Genomic DNA, 18757 nt, shown 5'->3' with positions numbered 1-18757 from the left:
ACGGTGTCGTGACCTATTCTCCGGTTGCACCGGCGGCACCTACGCCCGACCGCGCCCGGGCCCTTGCTCAGCACGAGCGGGCACTCGAGGCGATCGAACGGGCTTACGCCGACCTACCCTCCGGTCGCCAGGTACGGCTGGCCAAGTCGACGTCCAACCTCTTTCGCGCCCGGTCCAGAAACACCTCTACAGGCCTCGACGTCTCGGCCTTCCACGGCCTCATCGAGCTCGACCCCGGTTCGGAGACGGAAACCCCCACCGCGCGGGTGGGCGGCATGACGACGTACGAAGAACTGGTCGACCTGCTGCTCCCCCACGGCTTCGTGCCCCTCGTCGTGCCCCAGCTGCGCACCATCACCATCGGGGGGGCAGTCACCGGCCTCGGCATCGAGGCATCGTCGTTCCGCAACGGGCTGCCGCACGAGTCGGTGCGCGAGATGCGCATCCTCACCGGCGCTGGCACGGTGGTCACGGCACGCCCCGACGGCGAGCACGCCGAGCTGTTCCGCACCTTCCCCAACTCCTACGGCTCCCTGGGCTACGCGCTCGACCTCGTCATCGAGCTCGAGCGCGCGGTGCCCTACGTTCACCTGAGGCACGTGCGCTTCGCCTCGGTCGACGAGCTGGTGCAGGCGATCGGCACCGTCGTGGCCGAGCAACGCTGGGATCAGGAGCGCGTCGACTTCGTCGACGGAGTCGTGTTCTCGGCCACCGAGTGCTATCTCAGCCTGGGTCGCTGGAGCGACGACCTCGAGGGCCGCATCCGGCCGAGCGACTACACCGGGCGGCAGGTGTTCTACCGCTCGATCCAGCAGCGGCGCACCGATGTGCTCACCGCCCACGACTATCTCTGGCGCTGGGACACCGACTGGTTCTGGTGCAGCCGCGCGTTCGGAGCGCAGCATCCGCTCGTGCGGCGGCTCTGGCCGAAGAGACTGCTGCGCAGCGACGTGTACTGGAAGATCGTCGCGTTCGAGCAGGGGCACGGCGTCATGGCGGCCATCGACCGGCGACGGCACAGGCCTGCCCGCGAGCGCGTGATCCAGGACGTCGAGATCCCGTTGGAGCGTGCGAGCGAGTTTCTCTCGTGGTTCCTTCGGGAGGTGCCGATCGAGCCGATCTGGCTCTGCCCCATCCGCCTTCGCGCCCAGCCGGCTGCTGGGCAAGGTCGGCAGCCGACCCCAGCTGCGACCGCCGAGGTCGGTGCTGCGGCCACCGACGAGCCGCCGTGGCCGCTCTACCCGATGCGCCACGGTGAGCCCTACGTCAATGTCGGGTTCTGGTCGACGGTCGCGATCGAGCCCGGCGGCACCGATGGCGACGTCAACCGCCGGATCGAGCACGAGGTGACTTCCGTGGGGGGCCACAAGTCGCTCTACTCCGACGCCTACTACGACTTGGCCACCTTCTCCGCGCTCTACGGCGACACGGCCTACCGACCGGTGAAACACCAGTACGACCCCGAGGGGCGACTCCCCTCGCTCTACGAGAAGGCGGTACAGGCGCGATGACGCTCACAGTGGGAAAGGCCTTCGATCGGCTGTTCGGTGCTGACGCCCCCTTCCACGTGGTGGCCTACGACGGCTCGACGGGTGGCCGCCCCGACGGCCTCGTCATCCGCCTCCTCACGGAACGCGGCCTCAACTACCTGCTCACCGCCCCCGGAATGCTCGGCATGGCGCGGGCCTACCTCATGGGCGACCTTCTCATCGACGAGATGAACGAAGGAGATCCCTACGAGGTGCTCTCGCTCTTCGGCAGCGGCTTGGTAGCGAAGCGACCCTCGTTCACGGATGCCGCTGAGCTGGCGGCGTTCGTCGGCCGGGCCGGCGTGCACCTGCCTGAGCTGCCGCAGACCGAGACACCGGGCACGGCCACGCGACTCGCTCATGGTCTCCGCCACGGCCGTCGGCGCGACGCCGACGCGATCAGCCACCACTACGACGTCTCGAACGCGTTCTACGAGCTGGTGCTCGGCCCGTCGATGACTTACACGTGCGCGTGCTATCCCACCGACACCTCCTCGCTGGAGCAAGCACAGGCGTACAAGTACGACCTCGTTGCCCGCAAGCTCGGCCTCGAGCCCGGAATGCGACTTCTCGACGTCGGCTGCGGCTGGGGTGGCATGGTGCGCCACGCGGTCAGGCACTACGGCGTGACCGCCCTGGGCGTCACGTTGTCACGTGAGCAGGCGAGCTGGGCGCAGGCTCGGATCGAGAGCGAGGGCCTCGCCGGCCGGGCCGAAGTGCGTCACAGCGACTACCGCGACGTCACCGAGCGCGGCTTCGATGCGATCAGCTCCATCGGTCTCACCGAGCACATCGGCATCAAGAACTACCCCTCCTACTTCCGCTTCCTGCGCGAGCGCCTACGTGACGAGGGCCGGCTGCTGAACCACTGCATCACCCGGCCCGACAACCGGCACGGGGGGCTGCCTGCACGAGGGTTCATCAACCGCTACGTCTTTCCCGACGGTGAGCTCACCGGATCGGGGGAGATCGTGCGGGTCATGGAGGACGAGGGTCTCGAGGTGCGGCACCACGAGAACCTCCGTGAGCACTACGCACGCACCTTGGCCGGCTGGAACGCCAACCTCTCGAAGAACTGGGACGACGCGGTAGCGCTCACCGGGCTCGCCACCGCAAGGGTCTGGGGCCTCTATCTCGCCGGTTCACGCATTGCCTTCGAACGCAACGAGATCCAGCTGCATCAAGTGCTGGCCTCGCGCACCAGCCTCGAGGGAGAGGCCGGCTTCGACCTCCGCCCCCTGTTCGAGCCGGGCGTGATCTCGCAGCTCGGCTGAGGCCTGTGGCTCGTGGCTCGTGGCTCGTGACGACCGCACGAGAACGTCGGCCGCCGAAAGGTGCTCAGCGCAGGTGGGCGGCCGGATGGGTGGCGGTCGCCCTGCTGACGGGCGGCGGCACGGTCGAGCTGTCGGCGGTGGGGTGAGCCACGAAGAACGCCGTCACGGCCAGCAGCAGAGCGCAGAGAACCAGGGCAGGCGACACCCGCCACCCTCGTGATGTGAGCACGGCCGGCCTCCTCTGCCGTCGATGTGGTGGGCGTCGATGTGGTCGGCGTCGACGTGGTCATGAGGCTACGCAGCCCCCCTGAGACGATCCTGCGCCGAGGCTGCGAGCCGGCCGGGCAAGGTTCACCGGCCCACGTTCAGTCTGATCCGCCGAGGTCGACCTCGTAGGCCTCGTACACGAGGTCGCCACCGGCCTGACGGTGACGAACCAACCGACCCACCAGGGTGGTCAGCTCCTCGCGAAAGGCTGGGAGGTCGGCAGTGGTGCCGCCGTGTTCGAGCACCGCAAGGTAACCGCCGATCGCGTCGCGGTAGTCGCGGTGCTCGGTGAGCAGGCGGTCGACCGCCACGGACAGTCGCGGTGCGGTGTGCTTGGCCCGGTCGTAGATTCCGCCCGGGCTCTCGGTCAGGTCGATATGGGCGGCGAAGTCGTGAGCCAGCTCAGCCAGCGCTGCCCGCACCCGTTCACGCCAGGCGCCCCCACGGGCGATGGGCGACTCGAGCGCCAGGCCGACCGCCGCCACCGACTCGCGCAGCTCGGAGCGGTGCGCTCTCACCCGCTCGAAGTACGCCGCCATCTCGACGGGGGTGTCGACCCGCTGACCAGTCGGGGGGTCCACCGCGGCGCGATCGAGGCGGCGTCCGGCGAGTGAGGGTTCAGCGTTCATGGCGGCCTCCGTGTAGCCATGGTCCACCCGTTGGGGCCACGCGTCCAGAGTGCGTGCTGCGGCGTGCGCACTGCGAGCGGCAAGGGGCAGCCCCACCGCCTCAGACGGTCCGAGGCCCGAACATGATCACGGCAACACCGGCGAGGCAGACGGTCGCCCCCACCACGTCCCAGCGGTCGGGGCGGAACCCGTCGACCACCATCCCCCAGAGCAGAGAGCCGGCCACGAACACGCCGCCGTAAGCGGCCAGGATGCGGCCGAAGTTCGCGTCGGGCTGCAGGGTTGCGACGAAGCCGTACAGGCCGAGCGCGATGACGCCGGCACCGATGAAGGCCCAGCCGCGGTGCTCTCGTACCCCCTGCCAGACCAGCCAGGCCCCACCGATCTCGGCGACGGCGGCGAGAACGAAGAGCACGATCGAACGGGCGACGGTCACGCGAGCATCGTCGCAGACCGTCCGTCCTTCCGGGCGCCACGCCCCGGACGCCACGGCCTGGGCGCCTCCGGGTCAGGCGTCACCCGCAGACCGGCGCTCGGCTTCGCTGCGCAGGATGCAGAACTCGTTACCCTCCGGGTCGGCCATCACGAACCAGCCGCGTCCGTCTGCGGTGCGGCGGTCGTCGACGTCGGTCGCACCCAGCAAGAGCACGTGGTCGTGCTCCTCGTCGCGGGTGCGTTCGACCGGCCGCAGGTCCAGATGGATGCGGTTGCGACCCGCCTTCGCGTCCGCAACCTCGATGAACAGGATGCGGTGGGAGCCATCGGCCGAGAAGACCATGCACTCTTCGTGACCGGGCAGGTTGGGGTCGTCGGGATCCTCGTGGTAGCCGAGCAGGTCGGCCCACCACACCGACTGGGCGTAGGCGTTGCGCGCGTTCACGGTCGTGTGCGACAGCTCGAGGGTCATCTCGTCAGTATCGCGGCTGCCGCAGCGCTCCGACGATCGAGCCGAAGAGGATCAGACCGATGAGCAACATGGCGAGCACAGAACCTGGAGCGGAGAGTCTGGCCCTGACTCACCGAGAGCGAGAGTTGCGATCGTCAACCTTCGTTGACTATGCCCAGGGTGCTGGCTAGGGTGTCAATCAAGGTTGACGAGACGACGACCGTCGACGGCGTGTGGAGGCTGGCTGACATGGAGGTGGGCGACGTGATGAGACTTGCGCAGGCCACGGGCGACGACGACCCGCGAGCCGCCCTTGCTGCGGCTCGTGAGCTGCGTCGTGCCGCCGACCGCACCGAGGCGGCCGTCGTGCGCCGCGCGCGGGTGAGCGGGTTGGCCTGGGCCGACATCGCTGCCCAGCTCGGCGTGAGCAAGCAGGCGGTGCACAAGAAGTACGGACGCTGCTGAGCCGGCCCCGGCGATCCCGCTCACTCCCATAACAGTCGGGTTTCCAAGCCCTTGCCAGAGAGTTGGATTCAGGTGAGGGTGGCGGCATGGACGAGACCGACTTCCGCTACCAAGGCCACGCAGGATCGATCTTCGGCCGGAGGTGGGCCGGGGGCCACACCACCTACGTCGTGCTGCTGGTGCATGGTTATGGCGAACACTCCGGCCGCTACGAGCACGTCGCGCAACGCCTCGTCGACGACGGGGCCGTCGTCTACGCGGTCGACCACGTCGGGCACGGGCAGAGTGATGGCGAGCCTGTGCTGATCACCGACTTCGAGAAGGTCGTCGACGACGTCCACCTGCTGGAGATGCGCGCCCGATCAGAGCACCCGGGCCTGCCGATGGTGCTGGTCGGGCACTCCATGGGGGGCATGATCGGGGCCCGCTACGCCCAGCAATGGGGCGCCGACCTGGCGTGCACGGTGCTCTCCGGCCCCGTCATCGGCTCCTGGTCAGCACTCGATGCGCTGCTGGCCCCGGAAGAGATCCCTGACGTGCCGATCGACCCGTCGACACTGAGCCGCGACCCGGCCGTCGGCGAGGCGTACGTGGCCGATCCCCTCGTGTGGCACGGCCCGTTCAAGCGTCCGACCATCCTGGCCATCCAGCAGGCGATCGACGCGATCACGGCATCCGGACAGGTCGACACCCCGATCCTGTGGCTGCACGGAGAGCACGACCAGCTCGTTCCGATGCGCGAGTCGGCGGTGGGATGGGCGGCCCTCGCGGGGCAGCACTCGTCGGCGAAGAGCTACCCGGAGGCCCGGCACGAGATCTTCAACGAGACCAACCAGCAAGAGGTTCTCGCTGACGTCATCGCGTTCATCCACACTAATCTGCCGGCCCAGCCGGGCGACTGAGCCGGGCCGCACTGGGGCTCGGTGGCACCGTCAGACGCGGCGCAGCACCACCACGGTGTCGAGCGCCTCGCGCGGCCCCTGCTCGGTCTCGACGCGGCGCACCCTGATCTGCGAGCTCTCGACCTCGACAGGCCGGTCGGCGACCGCGGTCAACACCTCGTCGGGGTCGTACAGAACAGCCCGGTCGCTCGGCCCGCCATGGCCCTGCTCGAGGTTGCGCCCGGCGTGACCGACGACAATGACGTGGCCACCAATGCGCACCGCCTCGATCGCGGCCGCGAGCGCCTCGCGCATCATGGATGCCGGCAGCTGCAGGTACGAGAACAGCGCCAGGTCGTAAGCGCCCGGCCCACCCGGCAGCGCCAGGGTGGCGTCGGCCACTACGGTCGTCAAGCTCGAGGCCCGGTCACCGAGCCGTTGGTCACCCAGTGCCCGGGCCCGGTCGACCGCGACGGCTGAGTAGTCGGCAGCGGTCACCGTCCAGCCCTGCTCGACCATCCAGATGGCGTTGCGGCCCTCCCCCGCTGCCACGTCGATGGCACTGCCCGGCGAAAGCGCCCCCACCAGCTCGGCGACGAACTGGTTGGGCTCGGCCGACCACACCAGGTCGTGAGCGGCATACCGCTCGTCCCAGTCATGCGCGTCCATATCCGCAATCCCTTCTTCAGGGCCAGCCTACGTTCCCGGGCCGGGTCCGACTCCAGGCGACGACTGAGCCGACAAGTGACGTCGTGGCCCGACTGACGTCCACCACCGCCCCGATCCCTCGCAGCTCAGGCCAGATCGGCAGGAAAGGCGCGCAGCAGCGGAGTGTTTTGCGGTCGAGTCGCCCACCGCTCTAGCGTCGGTCTCTACTCAACGCGAAAGGCACCTCATGAAGCTCTCCACCCGCAACCAGCTGCCCGGCACCGTCGTATCGGTCGTGCTCGGTGAGGCCATGGCCGTAGTCAAGATCAAGCTCGACGGCAGCGAGCAGGTCATCACCTCCTCGATCACGCGCGACGCCGCAGTCGACCTGGCTCTCGCAGAAGGCAGCCCCGTGGTGGCACTCGTCAAGTCGACAGAGGTCACCATCGGGGTCGAGTGAACAGTGCTCAGATCTGACCGTCGGCTCTGACGCTCGATCAGGACGAGCTGGCCGGCAGCTGCGACAGCCACGGCACGAGCCGGGCCAGCACGAGGTCGGGGCGCTCGAGCTGCGGCGTGTGGCCCACCCCCGGGAGGAACTCGGTCTGCCACGACGGGTTGTCAGCCGCGGTGAGCCGTGCTGCCGCGACCGGCACGAGCTTGTCGAGCTCGCCGTGGATGAGCAGCACCGGCTTGTCGACACCCCGGATGTGGGCTGGGTACCGGCTACCCGACCGCAGCACCTTGACGAGGGAGCGGGCAGCCCCGAGGAACGCCTTCTCCGGGCCGGGTTGCGTTCCGCGGTAAGCCGTCAGGGCGATGTCGGCGTCGATGACCTCCGCGTCGGCGCGCGACGGCTCGGCGAAACAGATCGCGACCGTGCTCATCACCCGCTGCCGGTCGGTGTAGCGCTTCGTGGCGCGAGTCAGGTAGACCTCGCCGACGACCGGGGTGGCGTAGATCATGAACTCGACGAGCACCTGACGGTCCGGTCGCTGGTTGGGTGTCGGCAGAGCCGGGTCGACGAGCACCAGGGCGTTCACCAGCTCGGGGTGGTGCCCGGCGAGCAGCAGCGAGATCATCCCACCCATCGAGTTACCCACGAGCACAACCGGCTCGCCGATGACCTCGCGCACGAACCGGCCCAGCAGGTCAGCGTTCGCCCGCACGCTCGTCGACCGGCCGTGCGCCGGCGTCAGCCCGAACCCGGCGAGGTCGATAGCCACCACCCGGTGGTTGCGGGCGAGCGTCGAACCGATGCCCACCCAGTTCAGGTGAGACCCGCCCAGCCCGTGCACCAGCACCACCGGTGGCCCGCCGGTAGGTTCGTCGGGCCCGCCGAAGTCAACCCAGTGAACCGGCCCGCGCAGGTCGGCGAAGCGGCTGGTGCCACCCCAGGGGGCCGCGAGGTCGGTGGGGGCGGCATCCGTCAATGCGGTCATGGCGGAGAATCTACTCGCGGGTACGGGTGATGCGTCAGTCGACCCGCGGCAAGGCGTTCCGTCTGGCCAGCAGGAAGTGGCGTTCGGGCCCGCTGGCGGTCAGCCCGATCGCAGCGTCGTAGGCCGCGACGGACTCAGACGTGGCGCCGAGTCGGCGGAGGAGGTCGGCCCTGGCGACGTGCCACGCCGCCGCGTCTCGCAGCTGGAGCGCGTCGACAAGGCTCAGCCCGACGGCCGGGCCCTCGACCTCGGCGACGGCAACGGCGCGGTTGAGGCGCACCACGTCGGTGGGAGCGATCGCGAGCAGCTGGTCGTAGAGCGCGACGACCTGCCGCCAGTCGGTCTCGGCGAAGGTGAGGGCGTCGGCGTGCACCGCGTTGATGGCAGCCTGTATCTGGTACGGGCCAGGAGCGTTGCGGCGCAGGGACTCTCGCACCAGAGCATGCCCCTCTGCGATCAGCCGTAGGTCCCACCGTTCGCGCGGTTGGTCGGCCAGCAGCACGAGCTGACCCGACGTATCGGTGCGCGTCGCGCGTCGCGCGTCGGTGAGCAGCAGCAGCGCGAGCAGCCCGGTGACCTCGGGCTCGTCGGGCATCAGCTCGGCCAGCACCCGGGCCAGCCGAATCGCCTCGGCGCACAGGTCGGTACGCACCAAAGTGTCACCGGAGGTTGCCCGGTGGCCCTCGGTGAACACGAGGTAGATCACCGCGAGCACCGCCGCCAGTCGCTCGGGCAGGTCAGAGTCGTGCGGCACGCGGTAGGGGATGCCGGTGTCGCGGATCTTGTTCTTGGCGCGCACCACACGCTGCGCCATCGTCGCCTCCGGCACCAGGAAGGCGCGAGCGATCTCAGCCGTGGTGAGCCCGCCGAGCAGCCGCAGGGTGAGTGCCACCTGGGCCGGGCGGCCGAGAGCGGGGTGGCAGCAGGTGAAGATGAGCCGCAGCCGGTCGTCGCGCACCGGGCCCTCCTCTCGTGGGGGCGCCTCGTCGTGCTGGGCGTAGAGCAGCAGGGCATCGGTATGCCGCTGGGTTCGACTCCCCTCACGCCGCAGCCGGTCGATGGCGCGGTTTCGGGCCGTCGTGATGAGCCACCCTGCCGGGCTGGGCGGCAGCCCGTCTGTCGGCCAGCGCTCGACGGCTACAGCGAAGGCCTCCTGAACGGCATCCTCGGCGAGCTCGATGTCGCCGAGCGCCCGGATCAGCACCGACACCGCCCGGCCGTGCTCCTCCCGGAACACGGCGGCGATGGCAGTACTCGTGACGTCGGGTTCGGGCGCTCGGCTCACGGGCGTCTCATTCGGTGGCCGGCATACCGGGGTCGCCGTCGCCCATGAACGGGCGCACCTCGATCGGCAGGCCGGTAGCCGCGTGGATACGCCGGGCCCAGCCGATCACCTGGTCGTAGTCGTTCGACTTGACGACCGAGATCCCGCCCAGGTGCTCCTTCACCTCCACGAAGGGGCCGTCGGTGAGCACCGCCTCACGGCCCCGGCCGGGCCGCAGGGTCGTGGCGGATGCCGTGTCGGCCAGGCCACCGGCGAACACCCATCCCCCCGCCGCGCGGATGTCGGCGTTGACCAGCTCGAGGTCGCCCATCACCTGCGAGACGTCGAGATCGTCAGGGGGTGGGCCGTCGGCCGACATCAGGCTGATCAGGTAGGTCTTCATGGTGCTTCCCTCTCGGTCAGGGGGCGCCGGCGTGGCTGCCCTCACCCACTACACGAACGGCCTCCGCCCCGATCGACAGAAGGGTAGCCGCGAACTTGGAAGATGAGCAGTGCAAGGCTGGCCCGATGAGTGATGCGCTGCCCGAGGGCTTCCTGGATCGCGCCGATCCGGGCCCCGACCCCGACTTCTACGCCTTCCCGCGCCTGGTCACCCACATCGACGATGCGGCCATCGCTGCAGTGGGGCAGCTCTACGACGAGCTGGCGGTGTCGGGTCGGGTGCTCGACCTGATGTCGTCGTGGGTGTCGCACCTGACCACCGCGCCCGAGTCGCTGACCGTGCTGGGGCTCAACGTCGACGAGCTCGACGCGAACCCAGCGGCATCGCGCCGGGTGGTGCATGACCTCAACGCCGACCCCAGGCTGCCTTTCGATGACGGCGCCTTCGACGCGGCCCTGTGCTGCGTGTCGGTCGACTACCTCACCCACCCGGTCGAGGTGCTCGCCGAGGTGGGTCGCGTGCTGACGCCGGCCGCACCGGTGGTGATCACCTTCTCCAACCGCTGCTTCCCCACCAAGGCCGTGCGGGGTTGGCTGCAGGAGACGGATGCCGGCCGCTGCGGCCTCGTCGTCGACTACCTGCGGCGCGCCGGCGGCTTCACCGAGCCTGAGGTGTCTCGGCGCACCCCGGCGCCGCCCGAGCAGGGCGGCACCTACCGGGGCGACCCCTTGTACGCCGTGGTGGCCCGGCGACGCTGACCGCTGGTGCGCGAACGGCGGGCCACCCGTGGCTCACGGCAGGTAGTAGGTCGGGTTGGGCAGCTTGACCGAGGTGTTCGAATGGCCCCCGATGAGGTCGCTGAACTGGTCACCGAGGTTCGCGACGATATTGTAGCGACCGAACTGACGCGACTCGATGTAGGCCCGCGTGGCCGACTTGTACTCGATCGTCGTGCAGTGCGTCGGGTCGGCGCACTTGCCGGCCATGTAGGCCGGTACCGGGTCGGTCGAACGCCACTTGGTGAAGTAGAAGCCGCTCGAGAACTGGGGGTAGCCCTGCTCGTTCAGGTTGGCGATCGTCGCGTCCTTCTGCCCGTTGTTGCGACCGGTCAGACCGATGACCTGACACCCGGCCGCGTCGACGGCGGCCACCAGCGACGGCATCCCGGGAGTCGCCGGGAAGAGCTTGTTCTGCACCCAGTAGTCCTGGCGCACGGGGTCGAAGACGAACTTCATGTCGTTGACCTCCATGTCGTAGGTCCACAACGTCGTGTCGTCGGCGTCGAGGACCACGGCCGGCTTCTTACCCTGGCGCACCGCCTGCCGGCACGCCGCCACGACGCGGGGGGTCTGCTTGGCCTCGAGGGCGGCCAGCTCGGAGATGTACGGAGACGACACCTTGTTCGCGATACCGGTGCCGGGGTCGCCGTAGTAGGCGTAGATCGTCTTCTTCACGGAGTCGATGTTGGGGATCGCCTCGCCGGCGCTGTGCAGACCGCTCGACCCGTCGGGCGCCATCACGAAGTGGGTGCGCGGCGCCAGCCAGGGCTGGCTCTTGCCGGGCAGGTTCGGCGACGGGAGGTAGTAGGTCGGGTTCGGCAGCTTGACGTTGTGGTCGGCGTAACCGCCCATCAGGTCTGACCACTGGTCACCGAGGTTGAGGGTGATGTCGTAGCCGAGGTCCTTCACGATGTGGCGGCGGGTGCCGGCCTTGTACTCCACAGTGGTGCAGGCGGTCATGTTGACGCACTTGCCCGCCATGTAGGCGGGGATCGGGTCGGTGGAACGCCACTTGGTGAAGTAGTTCTCCGCCGTGAAGCCGCGGTAGCCCACCTTGTCCAGGTTGGCGACGGTGGCCTCCTTCTGGCCGTTGTTGCGGCCGGTCAGCCCGAAGATGGTGAAGCCCATGGCCTCGGCCTCGTTGACGAGCGTGACCATGCCGGGGGTGGCCGGGAAACGTTGGTCCTGAACCCACTCGTCCTGCAGCACCGGGTCGAAGACGAACTTCATGTCGTGAACCTCCATGTCGTAGGTCCACAGGGTCGTGTCGTCGGCGTCGAGCACGATCGCCGGCTTCCTGCCCTCCCTCACCGACTCGCGGTAGCGCCACTTCAGCGTGGCCCGCACCTGCTCCGTGCGGTTCTCGAGCTCGCTGATGTAGGGCGAGACGGTCTTGTTCGAGATGCCGGTACCGGGGTCTCCGTAGTAGGCGTAGATCGTCTTCTTGACCGAGTCGATGTTCGGGATGCCGGCCCCACCCTGGGTGAGCCCGCTCGACCCGTCGGGCGCCATGGTGAAGTACGTGCGCGGCGCGAGCCGCTCGGCACTGGTCGAGCTGGGGGCGCTCGAACCCGAACTGGCCGTGCTCGTTGCCTGGGCGGTTCGGGCGAGAGCCGGCGCAGCGGCCCCCAGCACGAGCGAGCCGACGGCACCGGCGACGATGACGGCGATGCGGGGGGTGGTGCGCCTCATGCGGGTCTCCTCAGGGTGGCCAGTCGCCGACCGACGGTGTCGACGACAACCGAACCTAGACCCAGAAGCACCGTCTCGGGAAGGCGCACCACCCAGAGTTCCCCTGCCCTGCAATGATGTTCAGCGAACTATCAGTCGCCTCCCAGCCTGACCGCGCTCACGGGTCAGGTGTGGCCCCACGGCCCGTGGCCCCGTCGCAGTGTGGCCCCATCGCAGTGTGGCCCCATCGCGGTCAGGAGAGGTGGTGGCTTTCGGCCAGCGCATGGACCGGGGTGTCGATGCCCTCGAGACGCGCCTTGAGCTGCAGGGCCAGATACCGCGAGTAGTGCCGCGACTGGTGCAGGTTGCCACCGTGGAACCACAGGTGCGGTTGCTGCGTGGGCTTCCACATGTTGCGTAGCTCGCCCTCCCACGGCCCGGGGTCCTTGGCCGTGTCAGAGCCCAGCCCCCAGCACTTGCCGACCCGGTCGGCCACCTCCTGGCTGATGAGCTGGGCCGCCCACCCGTTCATCGACCCGTAGCCCGTGGCGTAGACCACGGCGTCGGCCTCGATCTCGGTGCCGTCGGTCAGCACCACGGCGTGCTCGCTCAGGTGGTCGACCTGGCCGCGAACGAGACTGATGGAGCCGTTCGCGACCAGCTCGGAGGCGCCGATGTCGATGTAGTAGCCCGATCCCCGGCGCAGGTACTTCAGGAACAGCCCCGAGTCGTCGTCGCCGAAGTCGACGTCGAAGCCCACCCGCTCCAGCGCGGCGTAGAAGTCCTTGTCGTGCTCGCGGATCGCGTCGAACGCGACCCGTTGCACGTCGGGCAGCACCTTGTAGGGGATCGAGGCGAAGATCAGGTCGGCCTGGTCGTGGTCGACACCGGCCGCCACGGCCTCCTCGGAGTAGAGCGGGCCGAGCACGGTCTCCATGAGCGAGTCGGAGCGCACGATGTGCGTGCTCGAGCGCTGCAGCATGATCGGCTGGGCACCGTTCTGCCACAGGTCGGCACAGATGTCGTGGGCCGAGTTGTTCGACCCGATCACGACGACCCGCTTGCCCGCGTACTTCGCTCCGCCGGGGTGCTGGCTGCTGTGGTGCTGGTCGCCGAGGAACACCTCCTGCCCCGCCAGGGTGGGGATGCTGGGGATGCCGCTCATCCCGGTCGCCAGCACGAGGTGCGTCGGGTTCAGCACCACCTCCTGACCCTCTCGGGAGAGGTGCACGGTCCACGTCTGCGTGCTCTCGTCGTAGCTCGCCGAGGTCGCCTCGGTGTTGCTCCAGTAGTCGAGCTCCATGATCTTGGTGTAGCTCTCCAGCCAGTCGCCCATCTTGTCCTTGGGAGTGAAGACGGGCCAGTGGTCGGGAAAGGGCAGGTAGGGCATGTGGTCGTACCAGACCGGGTCGTGCAGGCAGAGCGAGTGGTAGCGGCTACGCCATTGGTCACCGGGACGTGGGTACTTGTCGACCACGAGGTTGGGCACCCCGAGGCGCGTCAGCCGGGCCGCCAGACCGATGCCGCCCTGGCCCCCGCCGACGACCAGCACGTAGGGCTGGGTGTCGGTGCCGTACGACTCGACCTGGGAGTGTCGCCGGTCGAGCCAGTTCTCCACCGCCATGTCGAGGCCGTGGTCGGCGCCCCGCGCCCGCCGCGAACCCGACGGCTCGGGGAACTCTCTCAGGCTCTGCGCGCTGGTCAGCAACGTCCAGGCCCGCCCGTCGCGCAGGCGAACCAGGCCCTTGCCGACGAAGTTCTCGTTCTCGAAGGTGAACCACGCCTCGACGACGCCGTCGGCCGCACTCTCCGAGGTGACCACCAGTTTCCGCGGCCACGCCGCCGGGCCCACGCTGCCGAGCAGGTCCGAGATCTGGTCGCGCCCCTCGGCGGTGTGCAGGTTCCAGGTGAGCGCGACGAGGTCACGCCAGTAGCACTCGTCGCCGAAAAGGTTCACAACCCGTGAGACCTCACCGCTGGCGACCGCCTCTTCGAGGGCGCCGAACCAGGCCTGCGCCCCCTCCGTCGGCTCATCGGTCAGTACCGAGCCAGAGGCTCCGGTCGGTTCGGTGTCACTCATCGCCACTCCTTCGTCGCAGGACGGTCCCGTAGACCCGACCATAGGGCTCCGGCCCGACCGGCGGCAGCGTGGCAGACCGGTGCAGGCGCAGCAGGTCGCGAGGGGCGTCGGGTGACGGTGGCACAGGCACGGCGCGATCACCGGCGCTCGGGGCGTGGGCGCCCGAGTCAGCGGCGACGAAGCGAGCGCCACCAGGAACGGTCACGACGGGCCGCTCGCTCGGACGCCTCCTCGGCCGCCCGGGCCCGAGCCATCGCCTCGGCCTGTTCCTGCGCCTCGGCCGTGATCCGCTCTCGAAGCTGCACCCACTGTCGCACCAGGTCGTCGATGTCGACGGTCTTGGCGATGGCGGGGGGCAGCCTGCCGACCGCCGGCCGTAAGCGGTCGGCAAGCACGCGCTGGTTGAAGTCGTCGAGGATCTCACGCACCTGCTCCTCGCGGCGCACGTCGGCCAGCGACCCGGGAAAGCCCGAGGCCTCCTTGCGCAACCCGAGCGCCCCCGGAAGCGCCCCGCCCAGGTCGAGCCGCTCACGCTTGGCCAGCCGCTTGACCCACCAGTCGGGGTCGTTGAGGTCGCCGAGGTCGAGGGGTCTTCCGGCACCGGGTAGGTCATCGAAGTCGCCGCGTTCCTGCGCCTCGCGGATCTGCTTCTCGACCGGGCTCTCGAAGTAAGGAGGTTGGCCCGCCATCTATCAACGGTAACCCGGACTCGACTGACAGCGCGCAGCTGCGGGCCGGCTCAGGCTGGCGGCACCGCCGCAGCATCCGTGGTGGGTGCCGGCCGGCCATCCGAAGCCGCCCTCGGGGCCGGAGTGGCCCGGAGCCCCGCGGAGATGATCCACTGGGTCGATGACGATCGAGGCGTTGGCCCAGGCTGCGATGGCGCTGGTTCCGGCGGAAGGCCGGGCCATCCTCGGCATCGGGGGCACGCCGGGGGCGGGCAAGACGACGCTCGCCGAGGCCATCGTGCGCGAAGTGGCACGGGCCCGCGGCCCCGCATGGGTGGCCCACGTGCCCATGGACGGCTTCCACCTCGCCGACGTGCAGCTCGCGAGGGTGGACGCCCTGAGCCGCAAGGGCGCCCCGGACACCTTCGACGCGGAAGGCTACGCCCACCTGCTCGAACGCATACGCACCGACGACGCGTCGTGGATCTACGCGCCCGGCTTCGACCGCGACCTCGAACAGCCATTGGCCGCAGCAATGGTCGTCCCCCCGGCCGCTCGACTGGTGGTGTCCGAGGGTAACTACCTACTGCTCGATGTCGGCGCCTGGCCCCGAGCCCGCGCCGCGGTCGACGAGGTGTGGTTCGTCACCGGTGACGAACGGGTGCGACTCGAGCGACTCGTGCAGCGGCACGTCGACTTCGGGAAGGCCGAGCACGACGCTCGCACCTGGGTCGAGGGGACTGACGAGCCGAATGCGCGGCTGGTGGGCGCGAGCTCGGCCAGGGCCGACCGTCACGTGCGCAACGCCCCCGACGGCTGGGCGTTCACAGACGAGTGAGCACCGCGTCGAGCATCGCCTCGGTGAGCTTGCCGGTGAAGGTGTTCTGCTGGCTCACGTGGTAGCTGCCGACAAGACGGACCTCCCGCCCGGTCGCGGTGGTCAGCAGCGCCTCGGCGCCGTGCCCGAACCGTGGCTTCGGGCGCGGCACGCTCCACCCCCGCCGACGGGCTGCGCCGAGCGCGGCATCCCAGCCGATCGACCCCAGCGCCAGCATCGACCTCAGCCTCGGCTCGGCGAGCTCGAGGTCTCGGTCGAGCCACGCGGCGCACGTCGCCTTCTCGACCGTCGTCGGCTTGTTCTCGGGCGGCGCGCACCGCACCGCGGCGACGATGCGGATGCCGGTCAGCTCGAGCCCGTCGCCGGCCGCCACCGACGTGGGCTGGCTTGCGTAGCCGGCCCGGTAGAGGGCGGCGTAGAGCCAGTCGCCCGAACGATCGCCGGTGAACATCCGCCCGGTGCGGTTGGTGCCGTTCGCGGCCGGGGCCAGTCCGACGATGAGCACGGTGGCCTCCGGGTCGCCGAACGACGGCCCGGGCCGGCCCCAGTACGGTTGGTCGGCGAACGACGCGCGCCGGCCCTCTCGCGCCACGGACTCTCGCCAGGCGACCAGTCGGGGGCAGGCTCGGCAGACGCTGATGCGGGCGTCGAGCTCGGGGATGCCGCGTGCTCCCCTCGCCAGCCGTTCGACCGCGGCGCTGGTTCGGGCGACGGGGGTCTGCGCCGTGGCCGGGTCACCGGGCCATCCCGTTCCCGGCGGCACGGGTGAGGCGAACGGCTGACCCGTGACCGGGTGGCGGTCGAGGTGGGCGGCCATGGCGACCAACCTACGCTCGGCGCGCGCGGATCGCCCCAGACCGCTGCCCCACACTGGTCGGTGGCAAGGATGGACTCTACGCGGACGCCATCGGTGCGTCTTGCCCGATGTCAAGAGCCACCATGTTGACGGGGCTCGACATCCCCTCGGCTCCAACGCCCAGCGGCTCGAACACGTCGAGGATGCCCTGGCGGTCGCCGCCGAGCGGGCCATCATCACGTGGGATCACCCTGACCACGATGCGGCCCCCGCGCTCTCGAACCTGACGAAACCAGAGCACGCCGTCCGCGTCGGGCCGTGCTTCGATCACATCGTCCGGGGCGACGCCGAATGCGAACCAAGGCGTGTTGTCGAGGCGGTACAGGTCCCCCTCGATCCCCCTGCCGGCAGATCGACGTGGTCCTTCCGGACCGCCTGTACACCGCCCTTGAACCCGTTTGAGGATGCCGCTTGGCCAAGCACCGAGGGTGCCGTGACGCGTCCTTGGTTGCGGGTCTACGTCGCCCAATTAGATTTTCATCGGCCTGCAGCCAACACCGGTTCATGCCTGCTACGCGCACCCTCAAGCTGCGCGATATGCCCCCTGGTCAGGGACGGTCTGCACGCGCGGGGCCCAGCTGGTCGGTCTCTTTACTCGAAGCCGGCTGAGGCTGTTCCGGCATCGAGACCCCGGCAGCGACGCGCGGAAGCGTCGTTGCGGCGACCACGGCTCCGACCAGCAGCACGCTCGCCGCGACCAGCCCGGTGGTGTGCATTCCCGCCACGTAGGCGGTGCGTGCGGCGTCGAGCACCTGCTGACCCACCCCGCCCCCGGCCCGGGCCGTCACATCGGCCGCGATGACGCCGGCATCCCCGAGGGTCTGGGTGGCGGCGGCCAACTGGCCAGGCGTGAGTCCGAGCGGCAGGAGCGGCACGACGCGGGCGGCGTAGACGGCGCTGAGCACGCTGCCCAGCACGGCCAAGCCCAGGGCTCCGCCCAGCTCGCCGGCGGTCTCGAACAGGGCCGATACGGCGCCGGTGCGCTCGGGTGGGGCGACGCCGACCGCGTACTCGGTGACCAGGGTGGCTACCGAGACGAGGCCGACGGCCACGAACGACGCGCACACCAGTGCCGGGAGGATGCTCGAATGCGCCCCGGCAACCTGTAGGCCGATGAAGCCGGCGGCGGCGACGACGAACCCCGAGGCCATCACGATCGGGCGGCCGAGCCGCGCCGCCAGCGCCACGGCGGTCGGGGCCGCCGCGCCGACGAACACCGACGGCAACAGGCTCCAGAGGGCCGCAGTCAGGGCGGTGAAGCCGAGCACCGACTGGAGGTACTGGGTCATCAGCACGGCGTTGCCCATGAGGCCGAACATGGCGACCATCTGCACCGTCACCGAGCCGCTGAAACCCCGTTGCGCGAAGAGGCGCAGGTCGACCATCGGCGCCTTGAGGTGGCGCTGACGGCGCACGAAGAGCACTCCGACGAACGTACCGCCCAGCGCGTAGAGCACGACCGTCCAGGAGAGGCCGGAGGTGGCACCTTGCTTGATGGCGTGCACGACCGGGAAGATCGCGGCGAGCGAGAGGACCGAGCTGAAGAGGTCGACCTTGGCTGCTGCGGAGCGTGACTCGGGCAGCAGGAACGGGGCGACGGCGAGCAGCACGACCATGGCCGGCACGTTGATCAGGAACACCGATCCCCACCAGAAGTGGGCCAGCAGGATGCCCGAGACGACCGGGCCGACGCCGACCCCGCCTGCCATCACGGCCGACCAGACGCCGATCGCCTTGGCCCGCCCGACCGGGTCGACGAACAGGGTGCGGACGATGGCGAGGGTCGAGGGCATCAGGGTGGCGCCGCCCACCCCGAGCAGGGCGCGGGCGGCGATGAGCTGCTCGGCGCTGCCGGAGTAGGCGGCCAGCACCGAGGCGGCGGCGAAGGCCAGCGCGCCGAGCAGCAGCAGCCGACGGCGACCGATGCGGTCGGCCACCGAGCCCATCGTCAGCAGCAGGCCGGCGAGGACGAAGCCGTACACGTCGAAGATCCACAGCACCTGGGTGGCACTGGGTTGCAACGACTCCGAGATGTGCGGCACCGCGAAGAACAGCACTGAGACATCCATCGAGACCATGAGCAGGGGAAGGCAGAGAACGCCGAGTGCGATCCACTCGCGGCGTCCGGCGGTGGTGGTCGCCATGTCAGAGTCCAATCTGTATATTGCACATAGTGT

General features: G+C 69.6%; 21 protein-coding genes. 7 read left to right on the top strand and 14 right to left on the bottom strand.

Annotated elements, in window-relative coordinates; all coding sequences use genetic code 11:
- The first annotated feature begins 8 nt into the window (after positions 1-8).
- Positions 9-1511: an FAD-binding oxidoreductase gene (locus BA895_RS02010; protein WP_070190157.1), complete on the top strand. Its 1503-nt coding sequence runs from the start codon at positions 9-11 to the stop codon at positions 1509-1511.
- Positions 1508-2803, top strand: a complete 1296-nt coding sequence (locus BA895_RS02005; protein ID WP_083282865.1) for a cyclopropane-fatty-acyl-phospholipid synthase family protein — start codon at positions 1508-1510, stop codon at positions 2801-2803. The genes BA895_RS02010 and BA895_RS02005 overlap by 4 nt, the downstream gene beginning before the upstream one ends.
- Before the next feature lie 64 nt (positions 2804-2867).
- Here BA895_RS02005 and BA895_RS23805 read toward each other — a convergent pair whose 3' ends face one another.
- The 4 genes from BA895_RS23805 to BA895_RS01990 form a co-directional block, all read right to left on the bottom strand.
- A complete protein-coding gene (locus tag BA895_RS23805; protein WP_175442223.1) occupies positions 2868-3032 on the bottom strand; it encodes a hypothetical protein in 165 nt (54 codons plus the stop codon).
- 136 nt (positions 3033-3168) lie between these two features.
- Positions 3169-3699: a hypothetical protein gene (locus tag BA895_RS02000; protein WP_070190291.1), complete on the bottom strand. Its 531-nt coding sequence runs from the start codon at positions 3697-3699 to the stop codon at positions 3169-3171.
- 100 nt (positions 3700-3799) lie between these two features.
- Complete coding sequence (locus BA895_RS01995) at positions 3800-4135, bottom strand: YnfA family protein (RefSeq protein WP_070190156.1); 336 nt, start codon at positions 4133-4135, stop codon at positions 3800-3802.
- Positions 4136-4207: 72 nt separating this feature from the next.
- Complete coding sequence (locus BA895_RS01990; RefSeq protein WP_070190155.1) at positions 4208-4606, bottom strand: VOC family protein; 399 nt, start codon at positions 4604-4606, stop codon at positions 4208-4210.
- Between the two features lie 228 nt (positions 4607-4834).
- On the opposite strand from BA895_RS01990, the gene BA895_RS01985 reads away from it, so the two are divergent.
- On the top strand, positions 4835-5050 hold the full coding sequence (locus BA895_RS01985; RefSeq protein ID WP_070190290.1) for a hypothetical protein: 216 nt from the start codon (positions 4835-4837) through the stop codon (positions 5048-5050).
- An 86-nt stretch (positions 5051-5136) separates the two neighbouring features.
- Entirely contained in the window at positions 5137-5952 is an 816-nt protein-coding gene (locus BA895_RS01980) for an alpha/beta hydrolase (RefSeq protein ID WP_070190154.1), read from the top strand.
- A 30-nt stretch (positions 5953-5982) separates the two neighbouring features.
- On the opposite strand, the gene BA895_RS01975 is transcribed toward BA895_RS01980, so the two are convergent.
- Entirely contained in the window at positions 5983-6600 is a 618-nt protein-coding gene (locus tag BA895_RS01975) for a bifunctional 2-polyprenyl-6-hydroxyphenol methylase/3-demethylubiquinol 3-O-methyltransferase UbiG (RefSeq protein WP_070190153.1), read from the bottom strand.
- A 226-nt stretch (positions 6601-6826) separates the two neighbouring features.
- On the opposite strand from BA895_RS01975, the gene BA895_RS01970 reads away from it, so the two are divergent.
- Positions 6827-7039, top strand: coding sequence for a molybdopterin-binding protein (locus BA895_RS01970; protein ID WP_070190152.1), 213 nt, complete (start codon positions 6827-6829; stop codon positions 7037-7039).
- Positions 7040-7076: 37 nt separating this feature from the next.
- Here the strand turns inward: BA895_RS01970 and BA895_RS01965 are convergent, their stop codons facing one another.
- The 3 genes from BA895_RS01965 to BA895_RS01955 are packed head-to-tail and all read right to left on the bottom strand — an operon-like array spanning position 7077 to position 9688.
- Positions 7077-8021, bottom strand: a complete 945-nt coding sequence (locus tag BA895_RS01965) for an alpha/beta fold hydrolase (RefSeq protein ID WP_070190151.1) — start codon at positions 8019-8021, stop codon at positions 7077-7079.
- 34 nt (positions 8022-8055) lie between these two features.
- On the bottom strand, positions 8056-9306 hold the full coding sequence (locus BA895_RS01960) for an RNA polymerase sigma factor (protein ID WP_070190150.1): 1251 nt from the start codon (positions 9304-9306) through the stop codon (positions 8056-8058).
- 7 nt (positions 9307-9313) lie between these two features.
- A complete protein-coding gene (locus BA895_RS01955) occupies positions 9314-9688 on the bottom strand; it encodes a YciI family protein (RefSeq protein WP_070190149.1) in 375 nt (124 codons plus the stop codon).
- 125 nt (positions 9689-9813) lie between these two features.
- Here BA895_RS01955 and BA895_RS01950 point away from each other — a divergent pair, with 125 nt between their 5' ends.
- Entirely contained in the window at positions 9814-10446 is a 633-nt protein-coding gene (locus tag BA895_RS01950) for a methyltransferase domain-containing protein (RefSeq protein ID WP_070190148.1), read from the top strand.
- A gap of 33 nt (positions 10447-10479) precedes the next feature.
- Here the strand turns inward: BA895_RS01950 and BA895_RS01945 are convergent, their stop codons facing one another.
- The 3 genes from BA895_RS01945 to BA895_RS01935 all read right to left on the bottom strand — a co-directional run bounded on the left by BA895_RS01945 (position 10480) and on the right by BA895_RS01935 (position 14907).
- Positions 10480-12159: an HAD family acid phosphatase gene (locus BA895_RS01945; protein WP_070190147.1), complete on the bottom strand. Its 1680-nt coding sequence runs from the start codon at positions 12157-12159 to the stop codon at positions 10480-10482.
- A 232-nt stretch (positions 12160-12391) separates the two neighbouring features.
- Complete coding sequence (locus BA895_RS01940; RefSeq protein ID WP_070190146.1) at positions 12392-14218, bottom strand: NAD(P)/FAD-dependent oxidoreductase; 1827 nt, start codon at positions 14216-14218, stop codon at positions 12392-12394.
- Between the two features lie 167 nt (positions 14219-14385).
- Positions 14386-14907: a DUF1992 domain-containing protein gene (locus tag BA895_RS01935; RefSeq protein ID WP_070190145.1), complete on the bottom strand. Its 522-nt coding sequence runs from the start codon at positions 14905-14907 to the stop codon at positions 14386-14388.
- Between the two features lie 160 nt (positions 14908-15067).
- Between BA895_RS01935 and BA895_RS01930 the strand changes: the two genes are divergently transcribed.
- The gene (locus tag BA895_RS01930; RefSeq protein ID WP_070190144.1) at positions 15068-15724 is read left to right on the top strand and encodes a nucleoside/nucleotide kinase family protein; all 657 of its coding nucleotides are present in this window, start codon (positions 15068-15070) and stop codon (positions 15722-15724) included.
- Here BA895_RS01930 and BA895_RS01925 read toward each other — a convergent pair.
- The 3 genes from BA895_RS01925 to BA895_RS01915 form a co-directional block, all read right to left on the bottom strand.
- On the bottom strand, positions 15711-16541 hold the full coding sequence (locus BA895_RS01925; protein ID WP_070190143.1) for a uracil-DNA glycosylase: 831 nt from the start codon (positions 16539-16541) through the stop codon (positions 15711-15713). The genes BA895_RS01930 and BA895_RS01925 overlap by 14 nt on opposite strands.
- Positions 16542-16617: 76 nt before the next feature.
- Entirely contained in the window at positions 16618-17049 is a 432-nt protein-coding gene (locus BA895_RS22935; RefSeq protein ID WP_083282864.1) for a DUF4265 domain-containing protein, read from the bottom strand.
- Between the two features lie 79 nt (positions 17050-17128).
- Entirely contained in the window at positions 17129-18724 is a 1596-nt protein-coding gene (locus BA895_RS01915; RefSeq protein ID WP_070190141.1) for an MFS transporter, read from the bottom strand.
- Positions 18725-18757 lie beyond the last annotated feature (33 nt).

It is taken from the genome of Humibacillus sp. DSM 29435, assembly GCF_001758225.1.
Classification (GTDB): Bacteria; Actinomycetota; Actinomycetes; order Actinomycetales; family Dermatophilaceae; genus DSM-29435.
The sequence above is the reverse complement of the archived record's forward strand: the minus strand, read 5'-3'. Positions and strand labels throughout refer to the sequence as shown.

Excerpts from the sequence above, each read along its gene's own strand:
- BA895_RS02005 (WP_083282865.1), top strand. The coding sequence starts at position 1,508 with ATGACGCTCACAGTGGGAAAGGCCTTCGATCGGCTGTTCGGTGCTGAC.
- BA895_RS02000 (WP_070190291.1), bottom strand. The coding sequence starts at position 3,699 with ATGAACGCTGAACCCTCACTCGCCGGACGCCGCCTCGATCGCGCCGCG.
- BA895_RS01990 (WP_070190155.1), bottom strand. The coding sequence starts at position 4,606 with ATGACCCTCGAGCTGTCGCACACGACCGTGAACGCGCGCAACGCCTAC.
- BA895_RS01985 (WP_070190290.1), top strand. The coding sequence starts at position 4,835 with ATGGAGGTGGGCGACGTGATGAGACTTGCGCAGGCCACGGGCGACGAC.
- BA895_RS01980 (WP_070190154.1), top strand. The coding sequence starts at position 5,137 with ATGGACGAGACCGACTTCCGCTACCAAGGCCACGCAGGATCGATCTTC.
- BA895_RS01975 (WP_070190153.1), bottom strand. The coding sequence starts at position 6,600 with ATGGACGCGCATGACTGGGACGAGCGGTATGCCGCTCACGACCTGGTG.
- BA895_RS01970 (WP_070190152.1), top strand. The coding sequence starts at position 6,827 with ATGAAGCTCTCCACCCGCAACCAGCTGCCCGGCACCGTCGTATCGGTC.
- BA895_RS01965 (WP_070190151.1), bottom strand. The coding sequence starts at position 8,021 with ATGACCGCATTGACGGATGCCGCCCCCACCGACCTCGCGGCCCCCTGG.
- BA895_RS01955 (WP_070190149.1), bottom strand. The coding sequence starts at position 9,688 with ATGAAGACCTACCTGATCAGCCTGATGTCGGCCGACGGCCCACCCCCT.
- BA895_RS01950 (WP_070190148.1), top strand. The coding sequence starts at position 9,814 with ATGAGTGATGCGCTGCCCGAGGGCTTCCTGGATCGCGCCGATCCGGGC.
- BA895_RS01945 (WP_070190147.1), bottom strand. The coding sequence starts at position 12,159 with ATGAGGCGCACCACCCCCCGCATCGCCGTCATCGTCGCCGGTGCCGTC.
- BA895_RS01940 (WP_070190146.1), bottom strand. The coding sequence starts at position 14,218 with ATGAGTGACACCGAACCGACCGGAGCCTCTGGCTCGGTACTGACCGAT.
- BA895_RS01935 (WP_070190145.1), bottom strand. The coding sequence starts at position 14,907 with ATGGCGGGCCAACCTCCTTACTTCGAGAGCCCGGTCGAGAAGCAGATC.
- BA895_RS01930 (WP_070190144.1), top strand. The coding sequence starts at position 15,068 with ATGACGATCGAGGCGTTGGCCCAGGCTGCGATGGCGCTGGTTCCGGCG.
- BA895_RS01925 (WP_070190143.1), bottom strand. The coding sequence starts at position 16,541 with ATGGCCGCCCACCTCGACCGCCACCCGGTCACGGGTCAGCCGTTCGCC.
- BA895_RS01915 (WP_070190141.1), bottom strand. The coding sequence starts at position 18,724 with ATGGCGACCACCACCGCCGGACGCCGCGAGTGGATCGCACTCGGCGTT.